Source organism: Candidatus Nitrospira nitrosa, from assembly GCF_001458735.1.
Taxonomy (GTDB): Bacteria; Nitrospirota; Nitrospiria; order Nitrospirales; family Nitrospiraceae; genus Nitrospira_D; species Nitrospira_D nitrosa.
The window spans coordinates 29,013-46,069 of sequence record NZ_CZQA01000015.1 but is presented as its reverse complement, the minus strand read 5'-3'; the positions used below and the strand labels follow the sequence as shown (position 1 = coordinate 46,069).

The following is a 17,057-nucleotide window of genomic DNA, read 5'->3' as shown; positions in this document are numbered from 1 at the left end:
CATGGCACGTACTCACGCCATCAGAACAGAAGCCGCTGATACGCTCATGGGCGACGTCGATTGGGGAACGATGTATCGAGCATTTCACCGGTTCACCAGTCCGGCGACCGCGTCCAAGATCCTTCTGTCTTGCCTGCCTGAGCTGTCGCAGCATTCTCATGAAACCAGCACCTGTACGATTCAGGATGCGCGACTAAAGACCTTCGTGAAGTCTTCGAGCAAGATCAAATCCACATTGTCAGCTTGTTACCAACTCACCACAAGTGCCCCTTTAACGAATCAACGTTCTCAACGTTTCATTTATCTCAAAGCCTTTCTTGACGGACGGAGTGCTGAAACCTTTCGTTGCCTCACTCACAGATCTGCCGATTCAGAATGTGACCAAGCCGTGATCCATGTCCCAGAATACGATGCCATTATCTGGAGATTCCCCCACGACCCGGCCCTTCCTCACTTGCGTCAACTTATCGATCTGACGGCAGTCAAACGGCACCTCCCGGCAGAAGGCCTGGTCCAGATCGGCATGAGTAGGACACCGCGGGTCTTAGAAAGCCATGTCGTCAACTATCGTCCAGAAATTCGGTGCACCAACCGGTATGATCTCCATGATCCGATCCAAGACCGTACCTACCAACTGTTCGGCAAAACTTTCCACAATGGGGACGGGCGCTCCCTCAATCAACGCTTGGACTACTTCTGGAACCGGTCTCTCGCCAACCCGGATGCGATGGCTGTGGCGCGCCCTCTGGGATATTCAGAACAGACCCACACCGTCTGGCAACTTGGAGTCCTCGGTACACCGCTGCTTCAGATCCTCAACTCATCCAACTACGAGCAGTACAGCAGGACGATCTCGAAAGGGTTAGCATCGTTGCACACAAGTGATGCCGCCGGCTTACTGACACACTCGCCGGCGGACCACATTGCAGAGATCCAGAAGAAACTCGGGAAGCTTTCGGATGCCATTCCCCTCCTCTCCAGAAGATTGCACGCCTTAGGTGCTGAACTTGAACGGATCGCACCGCAGCCCTCGGCGATCCCGTTTTGCCCCATCCACTGGGACTTTCATATTGAACAACTGCTCGCCAGACAGGAGCAAATCATCTTTTGCGATCTCGACGAGCTCATCATCGGAGACCCGGTACAAGATCTTGCCAATTTCATGGTCGACCTGCATTTCCGAAACATCGACAAACAACTCATGCGCCTGATCACTGCGGAACTCTATTACGCTTATCGACAACAGGTGACATGGAGTGTCCCGATCGACCGCTTGGCCTGGCATGCCCGTCTCCAGTTTATCAACAAGGCCTACCGACATTACCTGCGATTCGCGCCAGGCTTCGAGGACACAGTCGAGCGGATACTTCAGTTGGCCGAGAGAGGATTCAGTCTATGAAAGACGAGCCCACATACAAAACGGATGACACGGAGAAACCACGCATCCTCATCTATTGCCAACATGTCCTGGGAATGGGCCATCTCATCCGAAGCATGGCTATCGCACGAGCGCTGAAGCATTGCACCGTTGTGTTCGTCAACGGAGGGGAATCGCTTTCCGGCGTGGAGGTTCCACCGTGGGTCACCGTCGTCAACCTGCCGCCGATCAGCTCTGACAGTGAATTCCAAGGGCTGAACATCCACAGCGACAACAGCACGCTTGAACAGGTTCAACTCGCCAGAAAGAAAGTATTGTTTGGGCTCTTCGATCATTTTCATCCCGACGTCGTGGTCATCGAGCTGTTCCCATTTGGGAGAAAGCGGTTTGCGTTTGAACTCCTGCCGTTGCTGGCCCATATCCGGCTTGCCGCTCCCTCAACGCAAGTCGTCTGTAGCCTGCGGGACATCCTGGTCACCAAGCCGGATCAGACTCGCCACGAGGATTGGGTGGTCAGCCTCATGAATCGATACTTCAACGTGCTCCTGATCCATTCGGATCCGACGTTCCAGACCTTGGACGAGACTTTTTCACGCTGCCAAGATCTCCACTGTGAGATTCAGTACACGGGTTTTGTGACCCAAGACTCCGATGTAGTAACGAGTTGTCAGACCCCGGGAGGCGACTCAATTCCTCCTGGTGTGCCTCTGGTCCTCGCCAGCGTCGGTGGAGGACGCGTGGGCTACGAACTGCTCGACGGTAGCATACGTGCCTCCGCGTTACTGATTCAGAAACTCACCCATCGGATGCTCGTGTTCACAGGTCCCTATATGCCCGAGCAACAGTACGTGGAGCTCCATGATCTTGCAGCTCAGCACTCACATATCCACGTTTGTCGTTTCACCTCATCGTTTGAATTCCTCATGCGTCAGGCCGCCCTCTCCATCTCAATGGCCGGCTACAACACCTGCATGAATCTGTTGAATACCGGCACACGCGCACTAGTGTGGCCCTTCACTGGACACAAGAATGACGAGCAAACCATTCGAGCACAGAAGCTGGAACAACGTGGGCTCCTCACCCTGCTACGGCCCGCCGACCTCGCCCCTGAACATCTCGCAGAAAAGATCCTCGCCTCTCTGCGTGGTTCGCACGCTCGTACTCCACATTCCATCAATACTAACGGTGGACGAGAAACGGCTCTGTCGATTGAACGGCTCGCTCAACAGCCGGACAATCGGACCACTCGCTCAGCGTGGGGATCGGTCTCCATGCCTCAACCTGGGCAATGGCACACCGCACTGAGACGGTTTCTGGACGAAAAAGAGACCGAAGGTCGAGAGCTCCATCTCTTTCTTCGAGATGACGATGTCGATGAAGACGAGGAATCGCTGAAGCATCTGCTCGACCTCGCGTTGGCCAGAGGCGTGCCGATGAATCTAGAAATCGTCCCCGGTCGGCTCACACCGGCCTGTACGGCCACTCTTAAGAATGTCCTTCGAGCCGACCGTGCGTTGTTAAGCCTGGACCAACATGGCTGGAAACATTCAAATCATGAAATGGAGGGGAGAAAATGTGAGTTCGGCCCTTCCCGTTCGTTTACGCAACAACTGAACGACATCGCGCAGGGGAAAGCGATTCTTGAATCCACGTTTGAGGACTTGTTTTTCCCAGCCTTCACCCCCCCGTGGAATCGCTGTACCACAGACACCTATCAAGTCCTTGATGAACTCGGCTTTCAGGTCTTGTCCAAAGATCGTGGGAAGGACGGCATCACTGGGTACAGGTTCTCCGAGATCTCCACAACGCTGGATCTCTACACCTGGAAACACGGAGCCCACATGAAGGCTCCGCATGAGATTGTTCAGGTCCTGATGTCGCAGATGGACATGCTGCCGATCGTGGGACTACTGCTCCACCACAAGGTGATGGAGCGCGAGGCCTTCCTCTTTCTCGACCAGCTCCTCGCTGAGCTTACGCGATCCGCAGCGGTGCGACTCCATACCTTTCGAACCTTGCTGCCGCTCACACGAGAGTCACAGATGGTGCCACAATGAAACAGACGGAGATCGCTCATCGGGGCCATGCTCGCTTCCGATCTATCATCGTCTCGCACTTACGCTCCGCCAAACGCCATCTGGCTCTGGCCGCCGGCTGTCTACTGGGTGTCACCGTCATGCAGCTCGTGGCGCCCTGGCCGCTCAAACTTATTTTCGATTACATCCTCCTGCAAAAGCCCTTGCCGCCGTCATTGACCTTCCTCGATCCGCTCATACAGTCATGGCCATTGGCCGTGCTGAGCGGTCTAGCCGCATCGCTTGCCGTCATCGCCGCCCTGAACGGTGCCTTGTCGTATGCCCAATCATTTGTGACGAGCAAGATCGGCCATCGCTTGGTCTTTACGATCCGGCAACACCTCTTCGCTCACGTCCAAGGGCTTTCGTTGTCCTTCCACTCGCAGACCCGTTCTGGTGAACTCTTGACGAAGCTCGCGGGCGATACCCAGACGTTGAAGAACGCCTTCACGGACATTCCATTGGCCGTGTCCGGTCACACGCTCACGTTCATCGGCATGTTCGTGGTTATGTTCACCGTCAATTGGGAACTGAGCCTGATCATCCTGGCTACGATGCCGATCCTCGTCACGGCACTCTTCATCCTAAATCGAAAAATCCTTGCGACCACGCGTGATCAGCGGGAACGGGACAGTCACATGACCTCCCGGCTGAATGAATGGCTGTCGTCCATTTCGGTCGTGCAGACCTTCGGACGAGAACGAGTAGAGCAAGACCGGTTCAACCAGGAAAGTACCAAACACCTTCACACCGGGCTTCGTACGGCCAGAACAACTGCCGCAGTGGCGCGGGTGGTATCGATCATTGGCGCAATCAGTACTGCCGCCACCATCTTTTTGGGGGCCTGGCAAGTCCTGAAGGCACGCATGACTCCGGGCGACCTGCTGGTCTTCGTCAGCTACATGAAGAATATTTATGGTCCGATCAAGGACATGTCCAAGCTCTCATCCCAATTTTCCCAGGCGATGGTCAGCGCCCAACGCATCGCTGATTTGCTCGGCAACGAACCGGACATTCAAGACCGCCCGGATGCCGTCAAGGCCGATCGGCTACAGGGAGCTATTCGTTTGGAGCACGTCTCATTCAGTTACCTTGAAGGGTGCCCGGTGTTGCATGACCTCTCCCTCCAGATTGCGCCTGGCGAGCGTATCGCGTTGGTCGGTCCGTCTGGAGCCGGCAAATCGACCGTACTCAGCCTGCTGCTCCGCCTCTATCAGCCATCTCAGGGAACGATCTTCCTCGACGGCAGGAGTCTTGCCGACTATGAGCGCGAGTCACTCCGCCATTCGATCGGCATGGTGCCGCAAGAGACACTTCTGTTCCGAGCCAGTATCGCAGACAACATCGCCTACGGCATCGAACAGGCAACTCAGGAGCAGCTTATCGAGGCAGCCCGGGAGGCGAATGCCCATGAGTTCATCATGGACCTCCCCGATGGGTACGAGACAGTCATTGGGGAACGGGGAAGCACCTTGTCAGGTGGACAACGGCAACGGATTTGCCTCGCACGCGCACTCGTCAAGCAGCCATCGATTCTGATGCTTGATGAACCCACCGCCTCACTGGACCACCGATCAGCCACCTATGTACGTGAAGCCATCGCACGGATCCAAGCTGATCGGACTACGATCGTCATTACCCATCACTTGGTTGGGATGGACCTGTTCGATCGCATCTTTGTTTTAGAGCAAAGCCGCCTCGTCGAACAAGGGACACACCTGGAATTGCTAAACCGCCAAGGGCTCTATGCAAACCTCTACGCGCAACAGTCGGATGATCTGGTTCGTCCTGCATCCCACAATCTGACCTAGCTCAACATATTTCTCTTTAATGGGCACGAACAAGGTCACGCCGACGCGTGCATTGCGTCCAACAGACATGAATCATATCTCTGTAGCTCGACTCACTCTACTGGCGGCAGCGTTGACCCTCGGGTTCACCAACATGGTGCATGCCGAAACGAAACCCACCGAAGAACCGACAAATCCATCAACTGTGCCATCGAACCAGCCTCCCGCAACGAATGGTCCGATCCTCCCAACCTACAGCGCCACGAACGGTCAAGCGACCGGTTCAACGATCGAGCCGTTTGACCCGAACGCCCCACCACGAGCCACGATCCCCATCGGTCCCAATTTGTTCGTCGGCGGCTATACCTCGCTCGAAGGAGAGACCAATCGTCACTATGACCTCTCGTCGACCTTGGGCAAAGCCGATACCACCTTGACGCCGATCTTCGCTCCCGCGTTCGCATATGAGCCCAATCAATATCTGCAGCTCTACGTGAATCCAGTGCTCGAAATACCGCTTGCCGTCGAGGAGATCGAGGAGAAGTCACAGACCACCGAGTTGAACATGAATCTTGCCTTTCTCACCGTGAAAAACGTGGTCCCTGGCGCACGACTCCAAGTCGGACGACAACGCTTCATCGACTCCCGGCGTTGGCTGTTCAATGAAAACATGGACGCGATCAGGCTGGGCTACCAGTATGAACAATTTTCGGTAGAGCTCTCAGTCAGCCAACTGAACCTCGTTCAGCGGAATCTCCTGAGGCGGGAGGCGGAAGAGGACGAGGAAGGGTTCATCAATTATTACGCGTATGCCGACTATAAATTCGGCAAAAAAAACCATATCGGACTCTTTGCACTCTATCAGGATCAGCAACGGCTCGGGACGGCCCAACCGATCACGTTCGGTCTCCAATCGGGTGGGCGGCTTTTCGACAACCTAAAATACTGGCTGCAAACTGCCGCGGTCCGTGGCTCAGATGGAGGCCAGCGCATTCGAGGTGAGGCGATCGACGTCGGACTCACCCAGGTATTCGAGAGGGCCTGGGAGCCGTCCATCACCATCGGATACGCCTATGGGACAGGAGACAGCAATCCCAACGACCACGTCGATTCGCGGTTTCGACAGTCTGGGTTTCAAGGCAACTCTGACAAACTCAATGGCGTTGCACGCTTTAAATACTATGGCGAGGTCTTGGATCCCAGACTAACCAACCTCATGGTCTTTACTGGTGGCCTGGGAATCAAACCGTTCTCCAAGACCTCCTTCGACCTGGTCTATCACTATTACCTACAAGATCATGCCTCGAAGCGCATTGGTGGATCCGACCTTGACACGGACCCGACGGGACTCAGCAAGCATATCGGCAGCGAAGTGGACCTTGTGGTGGGCTATCAAGGCATACCGCATCTGCAGACCAAGTTCGTCCTGGGGTACTTCTTCCCCGGAAAGGCCTTTAGCGAAACGTGGCATGATGGGGCACTCCTTGCCAGCTTCCTACTACGATATAATTTTTACTAGCTCAGATGGGTGAAATGTGAATGGCAAAAAGTAAACTGGATACTCTTCATTCAGTCATCAGTTAGGAGTAGGGAAATGAGACGGTCCACCGTCCAGGCTCCTCAACGCCTCACTCAAAATCCAATGGCGAATCCACCACCCCCACCAAGGCCGACTCCTGTCCCGCCCCCAAGCCCAATTGAGAATCTGGGCCGTGGGTGAGTATGGGTATACGACGGAGCCAGCCAGGAATGGAGGTGTTTTATGATCACAACCGGGTACCGGTATTCCACGTCATCGAGATAGTCGGTCTTGGCCACGGACACTTCTCCGACAATGGTCATGGCTGTTCCCTCAACAATCGTGGCAGGATCGAGAAATTCCTGTTGAATCGCCAAGAATCGCCCCTGTGATTGTTGGCGGTCAAGAATTGGCCTTTCGCCTGTATCGAGGGGTAACTGTAGGAGCTCGATCTGCGTCCCCGCCTTCAGACGCTTTGCCTTGAGGGCCACCCCACCGAGAATCACAACCTTCCCCTGGTACGATTCTGGAGTACTCAGGAGTTCATGAAAGCTGACAGTTCGGTCGACGAGAGGTTCAAGCGACTCCGGGACCACCCGTTGCGAAGAGCACGCTGTAACAAGAATAAACGCCGCCACCCACAAAGACTTGAAAGAGGCAAGACGCATAGGCACACTATAGCGCGAAGATGATGCCGTTTCCACGTACCAGCTTTCGTGAGAGCGGCAACTTAGGGGTTTTCTCGCCATACATCTTCAGTTATGATGCAGTGTCGAGCCGCCACCCAGCATGCAGGCTCGCTCGTTGACGCCATCCCAAGGGAGAGAGGTGAAGATGTTCAGGTTCCTCCTAGCCGCCATATTATCACTACTACCATTGAGTCTCGCCTCCTGCGATAAGGCCTATATGGCCACGATGGAGAAGATGGGCTATGCCAAACGCGATATCCTAAGCACCCGCGTCAAGTCAGCGCGAGATGCACAAGAAGATGCCAAGCAAGAAATACAAACTACGCTCGAACAATTCGGAAAAGTCGTCGCCTACGAAGGTGGCGACCTGGAAGCCACCTATAAGAAGCTGAACGGCGAGCTCGAGAACAGCGAGGACAGTGCCGAAGCGGTCCGGAAGAAAATCTCCGACGTCGAGAGCGTGGCCGATGCGCTCTTTTCCGAATGGGAAACAGAACTCGGGCAATACTCCAGCGCCGACCTCCGCCGGAAAAGTCAGGCTAAACTCACCCAGACCAAGGGCCGCTACCGAGAGATGCTGGGCGCCATGAAGCGGGCAGAGCAGCGAATTGAACCGGTTCTTAAACCGCTGCGCGACCAGGTCCTGTATCTGAAACACAATCTGAATGCGCGGGCACTCTCCGCCATCAAGGGCGAACTCGTGAAAGTGGACGCGCAGGTTGATCAGCTGGTGAAAGATATGAACCGTTCTATTGCTGAGGCCGACAAGTTCATTCAAACGATGGAGAAGGAATCGGACTGATCGTGCGAGGCACGAGGGAATTGTTATGCGGATCGACGACCAACGCGAAAGCGACAATATTGAAGATCGCCGTGGAATGGGCCCGGCCCGGATCGGCGGACGAGGCGGCTTTGGTATCGGGACTATTGTGCTGGCCCTGGCGGTCAGCTATTTTACCGGTGTCAATCCACTGACTGTTCTGAACCTCCTCACGGGTGTGCAAAGCGTGACCGAAACAATCGCGCCCTCAGCCCCATCTGAATCAGGAGCGGTCGGGGCTCCCAAAGATGAACTGGGGCGCTTTGCGTCCGTCGTCCTCGCCGACACGGAAACGACCTGGCGGGAGCTCCTTGGTTCACGATATCAAGACCCTCGCATGGTGCTGTTTACCGGCGCGGTGCAATCCGCCTGCGGGACCACGTCATCGGCAGTTGGCCCGTTCTACTGTCCCAACGACCGACGGGTTTATCTCGACCTATCGTTCTTCAATCAGCTGGCACAGCAGTTGGGCGCCACGGGTGACTTCGCCCAGGCCTATGTGATCGCGCACGAAGTCGGTCACCATGTGCAAAATGTCCTGGGCGTCGCCGAAAAAGTCCACCGCCTCCAGCAACGGGCTTCTGAAGTGGAAGGCAATGCCCTGTCGGTTCGCATGGAACTGCAGGCCGATTGCTATGCCGGTGTATGGGGCTATCACGCCAAACGTAACCGGAACTTAATCGAGCCTGGAGATTTCGAGGAGGGCCTCCGCGCAGCCGCAGCCATCGGCGACGACCGCCTGCAAAAGAAGTCACGTGGACACGTTCAACCGGAAAGCTGGACCCACGGTTCGTCAGAGCAGCGGATGACCTGGCTCAAGCGCGGGCTGGAATCCGGCGACCCAGCGGTCTGCAATACGTTTGAGAATAGTCGGCTATGAGCAATCCAGCTCCTGGGGCAAAAAGCAGCCTGCTTGCGAAAACACTAGGGCCCTTGCTGTCCGACCCGCCATGGGCCGCGAAGCCGTTCCTTGCCGCCGGCGCCACAACCGTGGCGGGGCTCGGAGCGTGGCTCACCGATATGATGTCTCCGGCGCTCGCCCGCGGGGGCGCCAGCTTTCTCGGTGGATTCTTAGTCGGGTGGGCCTTTCGGAAGACTCTCAAAATTGCCGTGATCATTACGCTCTCATTGGCGGCACTCGTCGCGATCCTGAAAACCACCGGTTGGATTCACCTCGAGTGGAACCTGATTCAGAGCGATGTGAATCGCACGCTCAATTGGGCACAAGGCCAAGCCCAGAGTTTGAAAGAAGTGGCGGTTGGCTACCTCCCCTCAGCCGGTGCGGGTGTCGCCGGAGCGTTTTTTGGATTACGGAAGAAGTAGCTGAACTTGTTGCCCGATTTCCCTTAACGTTTGAGCTTCATACTCTGATGCTGAAGTGGTAAAGCCGTAGGTAAAGATGACAGACGGTCTATGGGCATAACGATTCAGTTAGAAGACGAAAGCGGTAACCCCGAAGGAGAATTGCTGCTAGATACTTTTCTCTTCCTTGCAATTCCCCAAGCCACGAATAGTTCGTATGCTTGCCTCCGCTTTATCGATCTGTACGGAAACACGATTTTCAATCGGCTTCAGATACCAGTGCTCATAGAAGAGCTACATCGCATAGCTGATATCGCTAAAACGAACGAGGATAAACAATTCCTAACCAAGCTGCTAACCCTCACCGAAAAATGCCGAGCCAAACCTCACCTCTATCTCAGATTTATTGGAGATTAGTATTGTTTCAAGACTTGAACAAGTAAAGATGATCGCGTCAGTGGATTGTTTGTCAAGATTTGATTGCTGATCTTCTGCAGGAGACAGGAGTACGAATTCTGGCATGATATTTTTCAATACTTCTGCACCGCTTTCACGTCCAACGTCCCCAAATAATGCCCCTCGATCGTGACCTGATCGCCGTCTTTGAGAAGGACCGGCCCCATCTGACAGAGCGCCGCATAGCTGGCCTCGATCATTCCGCTCCCGTCATCAACGAGAAAGTTTTGAATACACTTCTCCAGCTTCGAGTTGCTCCCAATGAAGTGGTGCATCTGATAGCCACTGACCATCCCCGTGATCTGGACAACCTTCATCTTGTACGCTTCGGGATAGGCCTGCAGAGAGCTGATGGAGACCGGATCCGCTGCTCGTACGACGGAAACCAGCCCGGCTAGGCCCATCAGCGTCACCGCCATCACGCGTATGGTGGGGTTCATCACGTTGCCTCCTCTTTGTGAAATATGCTGCTCATGAAGCATTCCGGATCGTGACAGTTTTACGGAACGTGACGCAGAGCTTGCCCGGTAGCGGCACTATAGGCCTCCCCGAGTGTATGCACCTCGATCACCTGAATGGACCGCTCCGCCCCGGTGAAGCTCAGGTGACTGTTATCCAACGCATCGGGCACAATCATGGTGGTCTTTCTCAGTTCCCGACAAGCATTCATCTTATCCACGAGTCGCCCCACGGCTTGAATCTGCTCGTCCGATTCGATTGTCCCCGACATACAGATATCCGGGCGGATCGAATCACCAAGTAGGGCTGCCGCAATGCCCACGGCAAAAATCCCGCCGGCACTGGGCCCATCCATTCGCGTCGGAACCAAGATACGGACCGTGAGATAGCGAGGATCGTACCCCACCGCCTTGGTGGCAACGGCGACCGCTGTCTGAAAAGAAAGGGCAGAGACGAGCATCAAGTTTGAGTCTCCAAGAATCTCCGGCCCCTTCCCATCAGCCTTGTACCCGACGGCAAGTTGCGCCACATACCCCCTCCAGGAACCAGTAATCACACCAACCCGATCTTGCCCAACACTCAAGAGGGGCAAAGACAATGTGACGTCTGAGAAGGGCAAGGGCTTTCTCCCCGATGGTTGCTGTGAAAATTCTGACGAGACGGGATTCGCAACCGATGGGGAAAGATTGCGGCTTGGCGGCGCCTTTGACGCTGGGGATACAGTCAGCGGGGAATACGTCTTTCCGTCCCCGAGCTGCCGACAGCCCGGGTATTCACGGTCCGTATACAGATCTGCTTGCCCTGGCCTGGGACAGACCCAGGTCTCAGCCCAGGCGGGGCTAAGAAGGGTAGAGGCCATTGTACAAAAGTGACAAATGACAAGGAGAAAGGTCAGGTTCCGCCGCAACGTGAATTTCGAGAAGCCTTGATGCATACCTGGTTTACAAGAAAGATCAGCATCAGAAGCCTAGCTCTCGAACAAAATTTCGTCAAAAAACGGTGTTTTGAGGCATTGCCAGAGAAGCGAGTACGGTATTACCCAGGCAGAGCCTGATACCATCCATTGGCTTGCAAAAGCGTGGTTTTACTATCGAAGAGTCGGCTGACCTGCTCACTGGTCAGTAATTTTGACTTGGGACCGTCCGCAACAATGTTCCCCTCTTTGAGGAAGATGACTCGGTCGATCTCCGGTGGGATTTCATGAAGATGGTGGGTCACAAGGAGAACGGTCTTTCCTTTGGCCATCTGGGCGCGCAGCAGATCGAGATATTGGAAGCAGGCCTTGAGATCAAGACTGCTGGTTGGCTCATCAAACACCAATACCGGCGGATCATGTACGAGGGCTCGGCCTAATAGAAACCGCCGCTGCTCCCCGGTGGACATATGGCCGAAGCGGCGACCAGACAAGTCCATCACTCCCAATTCCTGCATCACCTCATACGCCCTGGTCATCTGTGTCTTGCTGAACTCTTGATAGGCATAGGTATCGTTGCTCGCATAGAATCCTGACAAGATCACATTCAGCCCTTCAGCACAGATCAAATAGTCTCGTTGCAGGTCATGCGACACAATACCGATCTGTTTACGCACATCCCAGACATTCCACTGTTCGTCGCCGAAAAGCGCCCACCGCGTCTCATCGTTCGGCATCGCGTGCACTTCACCCGACAACAACTTGAGCAACGTGGATTTCCCTGCCCCATTCGGGCCAAGGATGGCCGCATGCTCACCCTTATAGAGCGCAAAGGAAAAATCTGAGAAGACACAGGTGTCCCCTCGATAGACCGTCGCATGCTGAATCTCGACGATCGCCGTCGTCTTGGCTGAAGGAGGAGGCGGTTCGACAGGAACCGCCGCTGACCGATCGGCTGGTTTCCTACCTCGGCGTGCCTGCTCAAGCCCGGCTCGGGCCAGCGCATCGACCCGCTCATTCTCAGGGTGCCCGTTATGCCCCCTGACCCAATGCCATTCGAGCGTATGGCTGGCAGCCAACGTATCAAGCCTCCGCCACAGATCCTCATTCTTGACAGGCTCCTTGCCGGCAGTCTTCCACCCACGCTGCTTCCAGCTATGAATCCATTCGCTGATGCCTTTTTGCACATACTGCGAATCGGTGTAGACTCGGGCCTGCACCGGCTGAGAAAACGACTGTAAAGCCTCAATCACGGCGAGCAACTCCATCCGGTTGTTTGTCGTCGCCGGCTCGCCACCTGAGAATTCCGTTTCCGTCTTCCCGTCACGCACCAAGACACCCCAGCCCCCAGGCCCAGGATTCCCACTGCACGCTCCATCGGTATAGATGTCGATCATTCGCCTGTTACGCATTCGGTTAACTCGCTTTTGCGGTCACACGTAATTTCACACGCGCCTTCTTCTGGAGGGCGCAGACAATGCTAAAGAAATTGTCCGTGCTGGGATTACCACGAGGTGCCAACATCCGATGTAAACTCTTACTGGGTTTTTTCAGAGTCATGGCTAGTTCTTCGAACCCGACCGTTGCATTGACAAGATCCCGCAACATTGCCTTTCCCACAGTCGTATCTCCAGAAAAATATGCATTGAGCGCCTCAGTAAATAGAACTTCACGAAATCGAGGATCACGTTGTACTCGGGCCACTACGGTATGCCTAAATTCCCTCGTCAATGCCATGTTACCTCCCTAAACGTCAACCTATCTTGCTACTCTTACGACGTTTGTAGTCTGCCCATCGCTCTATGGCCGTCTTAATCGCCTGCTGCTGTCTCTGCTTTGTACTGCCTCCCAATAGAATAACGAGTTGGGCACCGTCCTTACCAAAATAGATTCGATACCCAGGCCCCGCATGGATCTTTCGCTCAAAGACAACTGACCCCACACCCTTTACATTTGACCAATTGCCAGTAGTAATCTGATAGAGCGCTGTTGTTACCTTAGCAGCCGCCTCAGCATTCAGCCCCTCAAACCAAATAGAAAACGGTGAGCGAGCCTGCAGATCAAGATATTCAAGTATACGGATATCCAACATACTCTATAGTAACTCATACGTTACCACCATGGCACCACAGGACGCAATAACTTACCGCTGAGCATTAGAATAAGTTCATGAGGGACGACAAACAACGTAGATCAACAATTCTCCCTCTACTCGCTCTCACCTGTTCACGTGACTCGACTGAAGCACTTCAGTACAATGAGGCGTCAATCGAGTGGACCTTTACAGAGAGTCATATTCTGCGAACGCTTTTCCTCATCGGCACCGGAGGGTTCATCGGCTCGATCCTTCGCTATCTGGTGAGCGGCTATGCTCAACAATTGAGCAAGAGCATTCAATTCCCGTTCGGCACCCTGGCAGTCAATATTCTCGGCTGCGCACTGGTCGGCTTCCTTGCGGAACTGGCTGATCAACGAGGTGTGATCACTGGGGAAACTCGAGCCTTTCTGATAGTCGGGCTGCTTGGTGGGTTCACCACGTTTTCAGCGTTTGGGAACGAAACGATGAACCTCTTACGTGATGGAGAACTGTGGCTCGCCTGCGGCAACATCATCGGCCATACGGTCCTGGGCCTTGGCGCCGTCTGGCTCGGCTACTCCACGGCCTATCTGTTATGGAAATGACCGATGCCTATTGAAAACGGTTGTGTTCTGAGAATCTACGCAGGGGAAGCGGACAAACACAACGGGCGGCCGCTTTATGAATGGATCGTCGCTCAAGCCCATGCCCGGCAACTAGCAGGCGCTACCGTCTACCGAGGGCTCATGGGATTCGGGCCCCACACCCGTGTGATCCACACCTTCAAGATTGAACGGTTGGCTGAGAATCTCCCCATCACCATTGAGATTATCGATACGCGCGACAAAGTCGAAGAGTTCCTCGCCTTCCTCGAACCACAGGTCTCGACAGACCTCTTCACCACGGTGCAGATGATCGAAATACGCTCTATTCAAGGACAGACCAAGTAATGGGTGTCCATGAAATATAAGGAGAGGGCAATGGAACAGGCAAGTGATGGAAAGAACTTACAAGTTGCGATCTTATTGTACGACGGCATGACCGCGCTGGACGCGATCGGCCCTTACGAAGTCCTTCAGGCACCAGGGCTCAAGACCGATGTCCGCTTTGTCGCAACTCAGCGAGGTGTGAAACGAACGGATTTTGGCAAACTTCGCCTCACCGCTGACTACTCGCTGGACGAGACACCCAGACCCGATATTCTCCTCATCCCCGGCACACCCTATCCGCAAGCCGTGATGGGCGATCCCAAAGTCATCGAGTGGATCACGCAGGCGCACAAGACCACCAAGTGGACGACTTCGGTCTGTACCGGGGCCTTAGCCCTTGCCGCAGCTGGCGTGCTTCAAGGCCTGCAAGCGACGACCCATTGGCTCGCCATTGATGCCCTGAAACAATTCGGCGCGATCCCGACCAAGGAGCGAGTCGTCCGTCAGGGGAAGGTCCTCACGGCTGCCGGCGTCTCATCCGGAATTGATATGGCACTCACCTTGGTCGCCGAAGAATTCGGCGCCGATGCCGCTCAGCTCACACAACTCCTCATTGAGTACGACCCGCAGCCCCCATTCAATGCCGGGAGTCCAGACAAGGCGCCGGCACAGATCGTCACCGCAGCCAGTGAGGCCTTCGCCAAACTCCAGGCGACGCAGTAGTGACATCGTAGCTTAGAAGGTCTGCTTTGATGTCTGTCCGTGAAATAAAGCAAGACAAAGCTTATTGGATTATCCTATGGAGGAAACACTATCCAGCGCGTCTGCCTTGAGATTAACAAGAGTCCCGGTCTACCATAGGCACATCGGATTTTGACTTTATGTCCGCGTGATCCACACCTTACTCCAATCCTTCCACATACATGGTGAGACATGACAGACCCTTATTAGCCAATCCGTTGGTTAGTCATGATAAATGTCACACACTCCTCTGCATGCGTCATTGAGATTAGGTGCCCACCATCAAGTAATAGATCAGCCTGCATTGGTACAGGAATAACAATGTCGTGTTTACCGTGGATTCGAAAGACCTTTGTGTTTGTAGCCCCAAGCCCGTCCCATTGGAAAATGGCTGAACACATTGCCCGAATAAATGAAGGCTCAATCTCCGCGAACATCTGTGCGACATCCATCGGGATCTTGCCTGCTAAAAATCGAAGCCACTCGATCGGGGCAATCTTCGCAAGCGGATGAAGCAGAGCCAAAAGTCCGTTAATCTCCTCTTTTTGTACCGCACTGCCAATCAAGTATAGAACCGGAATGCTTCTGATTTTTGTTATCTCGCATGCAACCATCCCTCCCAAAGAAGAACCCACAAGGATATCGCCGTCCTCAATGGACATTGCTTCACACATTGACCGAGCCACATCGGCCAGACTCAGCTCATTCGCATAGGGCATCCAGTCGTGCGCGAAGAATTCAGGCAGACTTGACCATGGAATTGGATACATGCGGCGGTCAGCACCCATACCGGGAATGGCATGGATCATAATGGTGTAGAACAATTCAATGTTTCACTGGCTAACCCAGTAGATATTTTCAGCAAATCCCCTGCTGACACCAAACCATCCATATGGACTGACCAGAAGTGTTTCATACACACAAAGCTATTACGCTTCGGTAGGATAAGGATTGACCCTCGATGCAGGTTTCAGCTTGTCTTACGAGTTCATCCGTTTGACCAATCCAGGAATTCTTGGCGTGGGGGGTGTTTACGTCCGCGTTCTGCGCCCAATGCAGCAGCGCATGGTCCATGAGGACAAGGGCCATCATGGCATTGTCACGCGACATAGGCCTGAATACATCGCTCAATTTCAGGCCCGATTGTGCGTTTGGTCACTCGTAAATCAAATTCCCCTTGGAGTCCGATCCAGAGGTCCGACGACGTCCTTAAATACTTGCCCAATCGAAGCGCCGTATCGGCACTGATGGCGCGTTTTCCATTCACAATGGAGCTGATCCGTCCCGGAGATACCTGGATATCCCGAGCCAACCGGTTGATGCTGATGCCCATGGGCTTCATAAACTCTTCGAACAAGATCTCACCTGGATGAATCGGCTCAAGCACCCGTTTCCGTGCCATTTGGCACCTTTCCCCTCTTGGGCTCTTTGGGCAATCGTGTGAATTGCCCTCTCCTCACCCTCTCCTTCTCAGAGGGAGAGGGTGGGACAAGGCCTGTTCAATCGCCTGCAATACAGCCTCACGATTAGCTAGCACATCGTGATCCCAAAACCGAAGTACCTGATAGCCACGCTGCATGAGGAAGGTTGTTCGCCGCTCATCTGCACGAATCTGCGCAGCATGGTAGCCGCCATCGAGCTCCACCACGAGTCGGTAGGCCGGACAACAGAAATCGACGATGTATGGACCGATGGGATGCTGTCGACGAAATTTGGACTGATGGAGTTGCCGGTCACGCAACCGCTGCCAAAGCACCCGCTCACTCTCGGTCTGTCTTCGGCGAAGCCCTCTGGCATGCCCAGAACTCCTGGCCCCCTCACCCTTGCCCTCTCCCCCGTTGGGGGCGAGGAAGTCTTGATCTTGTTGCGCCATCCGACTTCCACACGCATAAACCGAAAGCACTCTTTA

At 54.4% G+C, this 17,057-nt stretch carries 18 protein-coding genes and 2 pseudogenes; 10 read left to right on the top strand and 10 right to left on the bottom strand.

Translation table 11 applies throughout. The features are described from left to right. Position 1 precedes the first annotated feature (1 nt). The 4 genes from COMA1_RS21295 to COMA1_RS20315 all read left to right on the top strand — a co-directional run bounded on the left by COMA1_RS21295 (position 2) and on the right by COMA1_RS20315 (position 6,762). Entirely contained in the window at positions 2 to 1,399 is a 1,398-nt protein-coding gene (locus COMA1_RS21295; RefSeq protein ID WP_176698225.1) for a phosphotransferase family protein, read from the top strand. Next, positions 1,396 to 3,435, top strand: coding sequence for a glycosyltransferase (locus COMA1_RS20325; RefSeq protein WP_176698224.1), 2,040 nt, complete (start codon positions 1,396 to 1,398; stop codon positions 3,433 to 3,435). Before COMA1_RS21295 ends, COMA1_RS20325 begins: the two co-directional genes overlap by 4 nt. Then, positions 3,432 to 5,264, top strand: a complete 1,833-nt coding sequence (locus COMA1_RS20320; protein WP_090751361.1) for an ABC transporter ATP-binding protein — start codon at positions 3,432 to 3,434, stop codon at positions 5,262 to 5,264. Before COMA1_RS20325 ends, COMA1_RS20320 begins: the two co-directional genes overlap by 4 nt. A 67-nt stretch (positions 5,265 to 5,331) precedes the next feature. After that, a complete protein-coding gene (locus COMA1_RS20315) occupies positions 5,332 to 6,762 on the top strand; it encodes an alginate export family protein (protein ID WP_176698223.1) in 1,431 nt (476 codons plus the stop codon). Between the two features lie 113 nt (positions 6,763 to 6,875). On the opposite strand, the gene COMA1_RS20310 is transcribed toward COMA1_RS20315, so the two are convergent. Further along, positions 6,876 to 7,430, bottom strand: a complete 555-nt coding sequence (locus tag COMA1_RS20310) for a Slp family lipoprotein (protein ID WP_176698222.1) — start codon at positions 7,428 to 7,430, stop codon at positions 6,876 to 6,878. Positions 7,431 to 7,596: 166 nt separating this feature from the next. Between COMA1_RS20310 and COMA1_RS20305 the strand changes: the two genes are divergently transcribed. The 3 genes from COMA1_RS20305 to COMA1_RS20295 are packed head-to-tail and all read left to right on the top strand — an operon-like array spanning position 7,597 to position 9,594. Further along, positions 7,597 to 8,253, top strand: coding sequence for a DUF2959 domain-containing protein (locus COMA1_RS20305; protein WP_090751358.1), 657 nt, complete (start codon positions 7,597 to 7,599; stop codon positions 8,251 to 8,253). 25 nt (positions 8,254 to 8,278) lie between these two features. Beyond that, a complete protein-coding gene (gene ypfJ / locus COMA1_RS20300; protein ID WP_090751357.1) occupies positions 8,279 to 9,151 on the top strand; it encodes a KPN_02809 family neutral zinc metallopeptidase in 873 nt (290 codons plus the stop codon). After that, positions 9,148 to 9,594 carry an FUN14 domain-containing protein gene (locus COMA1_RS20295; RefSeq protein WP_090751356.1) on the top strand — a complete coding sequence of 149 codons (447 nt, stop codon included), beginning with the start codon at positions 9,148 to 9,150 and terminating at the stop codon, positions 9,592 to 9,594. Before ypfJ ends, COMA1_RS20295 begins: the two co-directional genes overlap by 4 nt. A 509-nt stretch (positions 9,595 to 10,103) precedes the next feature. Here the strand turns inward: COMA1_RS20295 and COMA1_RS20285 are convergent. The 6 genes and pseudogenes from COMA1_RS20285 to COMA1_RS20260 form a co-directional block, all read right to left on the bottom strand. Further along, a complete protein-coding gene (locus tag COMA1_RS20285; protein ID WP_090751354.1) occupies positions 10,104 to 10,469 on the bottom strand; it encodes a hypothetical protein in 366 nt (121 codons plus the stop codon). A gap of 59 nt (positions 10,470 to 10,528) precedes the next feature. Further along, positions 10,529 to 11,017, bottom strand: a complete 489-nt coding sequence (locus COMA1_RS21290; protein ID WP_176698221.1) for a S16 family serine protease — start codon at positions 11,015 to 11,017, stop codon at positions 10,529 to 10,531. Positions 11,018 to 11,523: 506 nt separating this feature from the next. After that, positions 11,524 to 12,234, bottom strand: a pseudogene (locus tag COMA1_RS22065) (ABC transporter ATP-binding protein); the annotation flags it as partial. Between the two features lie 135 nt (positions 12,235 to 12,369). Further along, positions 12,370 to 12,798: pseudogene (gene rnhA / locus COMA1_RS22060) on the bottom strand (ribonuclease HI); the annotation flags it as partial. Positions 12,799 to 12,817: 19 nt separating this feature from the next. Beyond that, positions 12,818 to 13,138 carry a transcriptional regulator gene (locus COMA1_RS20265; protein WP_090751352.1) on the bottom strand — a complete coding sequence of 107 codons (321 nt, stop codon included), beginning with the start codon at positions 13,136 to 13,138 and terminating at the stop codon, positions 12,818 to 12,820. A gap of 16 nt (positions 13,139 to 13,154) precedes the next feature. Beyond that, positions 13,155 to 13,484 (bottom strand): type II toxin-antitoxin system RelE/ParE family toxin, encoded by a 330-nt coding sequence (locus COMA1_RS20260; RefSeq protein WP_090751392.1) that lies wholly within the window; start codon positions 13,482 to 13,484, stop codon positions 13,155 to 13,157. An 86-nt stretch (positions 13,485 to 13,570) separates the two neighbouring features. On the opposite strand from COMA1_RS20260, the gene crcB reads away from it, so the two are divergent. Genes crcB through COMA1_RS20245 form a run of 3 tightly spaced genes read left to right on the top strand, consistent with a single transcriptional unit; the run spans position 13,571 to position 15,130 of the window. Continuing rightward, on the top strand, positions 13,571 to 14,083 hold the full coding sequence (gene crcB / locus COMA1_RS20255; protein WP_218055442.1) for a fluoride efflux transporter CrcB: 513 nt from the start codon (positions 13,571 to 13,573) through the stop codon (positions 14,081 to 14,083). Positions 14,084 to 14,086: 3 nt separating this feature from the next. After that, the gene (locus tag COMA1_RS20250; RefSeq protein WP_090751351.1) at positions 14,087 to 14,428 is read left to right on the top strand and encodes a DUF190 domain-containing protein; all 342 of its coding nucleotides are present in this window, start codon (positions 14,087 to 14,089) and stop codon (positions 14,426 to 14,428) included. Between the two features lie 30 nt (positions 14,429 to 14,458). After that, complete coding sequence (locus COMA1_RS20245; protein ID WP_090751350.1) at positions 14,459 to 15,130, top strand: DJ-1/PfpI family protein; 672 nt, start codon at positions 14,459 to 14,461, stop codon at positions 15,128 to 15,130. A 224-nt stretch (positions 15,131 to 15,354) separates the two neighbouring features. Here COMA1_RS20245 and COMA1_RS20240 read toward each other — a convergent pair whose 3' ends face one another. The 3 genes from COMA1_RS20240 to COMA1_RS20225 form a co-directional block, all read right to left on the bottom strand. Further along, complete coding sequence (locus COMA1_RS20240; protein ID WP_176698220.1) at positions 15,355 to 15,972, bottom strand: alpha/beta fold hydrolase; 618 nt, start codon at positions 15,970 to 15,972, stop codon at positions 15,355 to 15,357. A 275-nt stretch (positions 15,973 to 16,247) separates the two neighbouring features. After that, a complete protein-coding gene (locus tag COMA1_RS20230; RefSeq protein ID WP_090751347.1) occupies positions 16,248 to 16,550 on the bottom strand; it encodes a HigA family addiction module antitoxin in 303 nt (100 codons plus the stop codon). Positions 16,551 to 16,604: 54 nt separating this feature from the next. Further along, complete coding sequence (locus tag COMA1_RS20225; RefSeq protein WP_090751346.1) at positions 16,605 to 17,021, bottom strand: endonuclease domain-containing protein; 417 nt, start codon at positions 17,019 to 17,021, stop codon at positions 16,605 to 16,607. Between the last annotated feature and the right edge of the window lie 36 nt (positions 17,022 to 17,057).

Coding starts and splice junctions, on each gene's coding strand:
- COMA1_RS21295 (WP_176698225.1), top strand. CDS start 2: ATGGCACGTACTCACGCCATCAGAACAGAAGCCGCTGATACGCTCATG.
- COMA1_RS20325 (WP_176698224.1), top strand. CDS start 1,396: ATGAAAGACGAGCCCACATACAAAACGGATGACACGGAGAAACCACGC.
- COMA1_RS20320 (WP_090751361.1), top strand. CDS start 3,432: ATGAAACAGACGGAGATCGCTCATCGGGGCCATGCTCGCTTCCGATCT.
- COMA1_RS20315 (WP_176698223.1), top strand. CDS start 5,332: ATGAATCATATCTCTGTAGCTCGACTCACTCTACTGGCGGCAGCGTTG.
- COMA1_RS20310 (WP_176698222.1), bottom strand. CDS start 7,430: ATGCGTCTTGCCTCTTTCAAGTCTTTGTGGGTGGCGGCGTTTATTCTT.
- COMA1_RS20305 (WP_090751358.1), top strand. CDS start 7,597: ATGTTCAGGTTCCTCCTAGCCGCCATATTATCACTACTACCATTGAGT.
- ypfJ (WP_090751357.1), top strand. CDS start 8,279: ATGCGGATCGACGACCAACGCGAAAGCGACAATATTGAAGATCGCCGT.
- COMA1_RS20295 (WP_090751356.1), top strand. CDS start 9,148: ATGAGCAATCCAGCTCCTGGGGCAAAAAGCAGCCTGCTTGCGAAAACA.
- COMA1_RS20285 (WP_090751354.1), bottom strand. CDS start 10,469: ATGAACCCCACCATACGCGTGATGGCGGTGACGCTGATGGGCCTAGCC.
- COMA1_RS20265 (WP_090751352.1), bottom strand. CDS start 13,138: ATGGCATTGACGAGGGAATTTAGGCATACCGTAGTGGCCCGAGTACAA.
- crcB (WP_218055442.1), top strand. CDS start 13,571: ATGAGGGACGACAAACAACGTAGATCAACAATTCTCCCTCTACTCGCT.
- COMA1_RS20250 (WP_090751351.1), top strand. CDS start 14,087: ATGCCTATTGAAAACGGTTGTGTTCTGAGAATCTACGCAGGGGAAGCG.
- COMA1_RS20245 (WP_090751350.1), top strand. CDS start 14,459: ATGGAACAGGCAAGTGATGGAAAGAACTTACAAGTTGCGATCTTATTG.
- COMA1_RS20230 (WP_090751347.1), bottom strand. CDS start 16,550: ATGGCACGGAAACGGGTGCTTGAGCCGATTCATCCAGGTGAGATCTTG.
- COMA1_RS20225 (WP_090751346.1), bottom strand. CDS start 17,021: ATGGCGCAACAAGATCAAGACTTCCTCGCCCCCAACGGGGGAGAGGGC.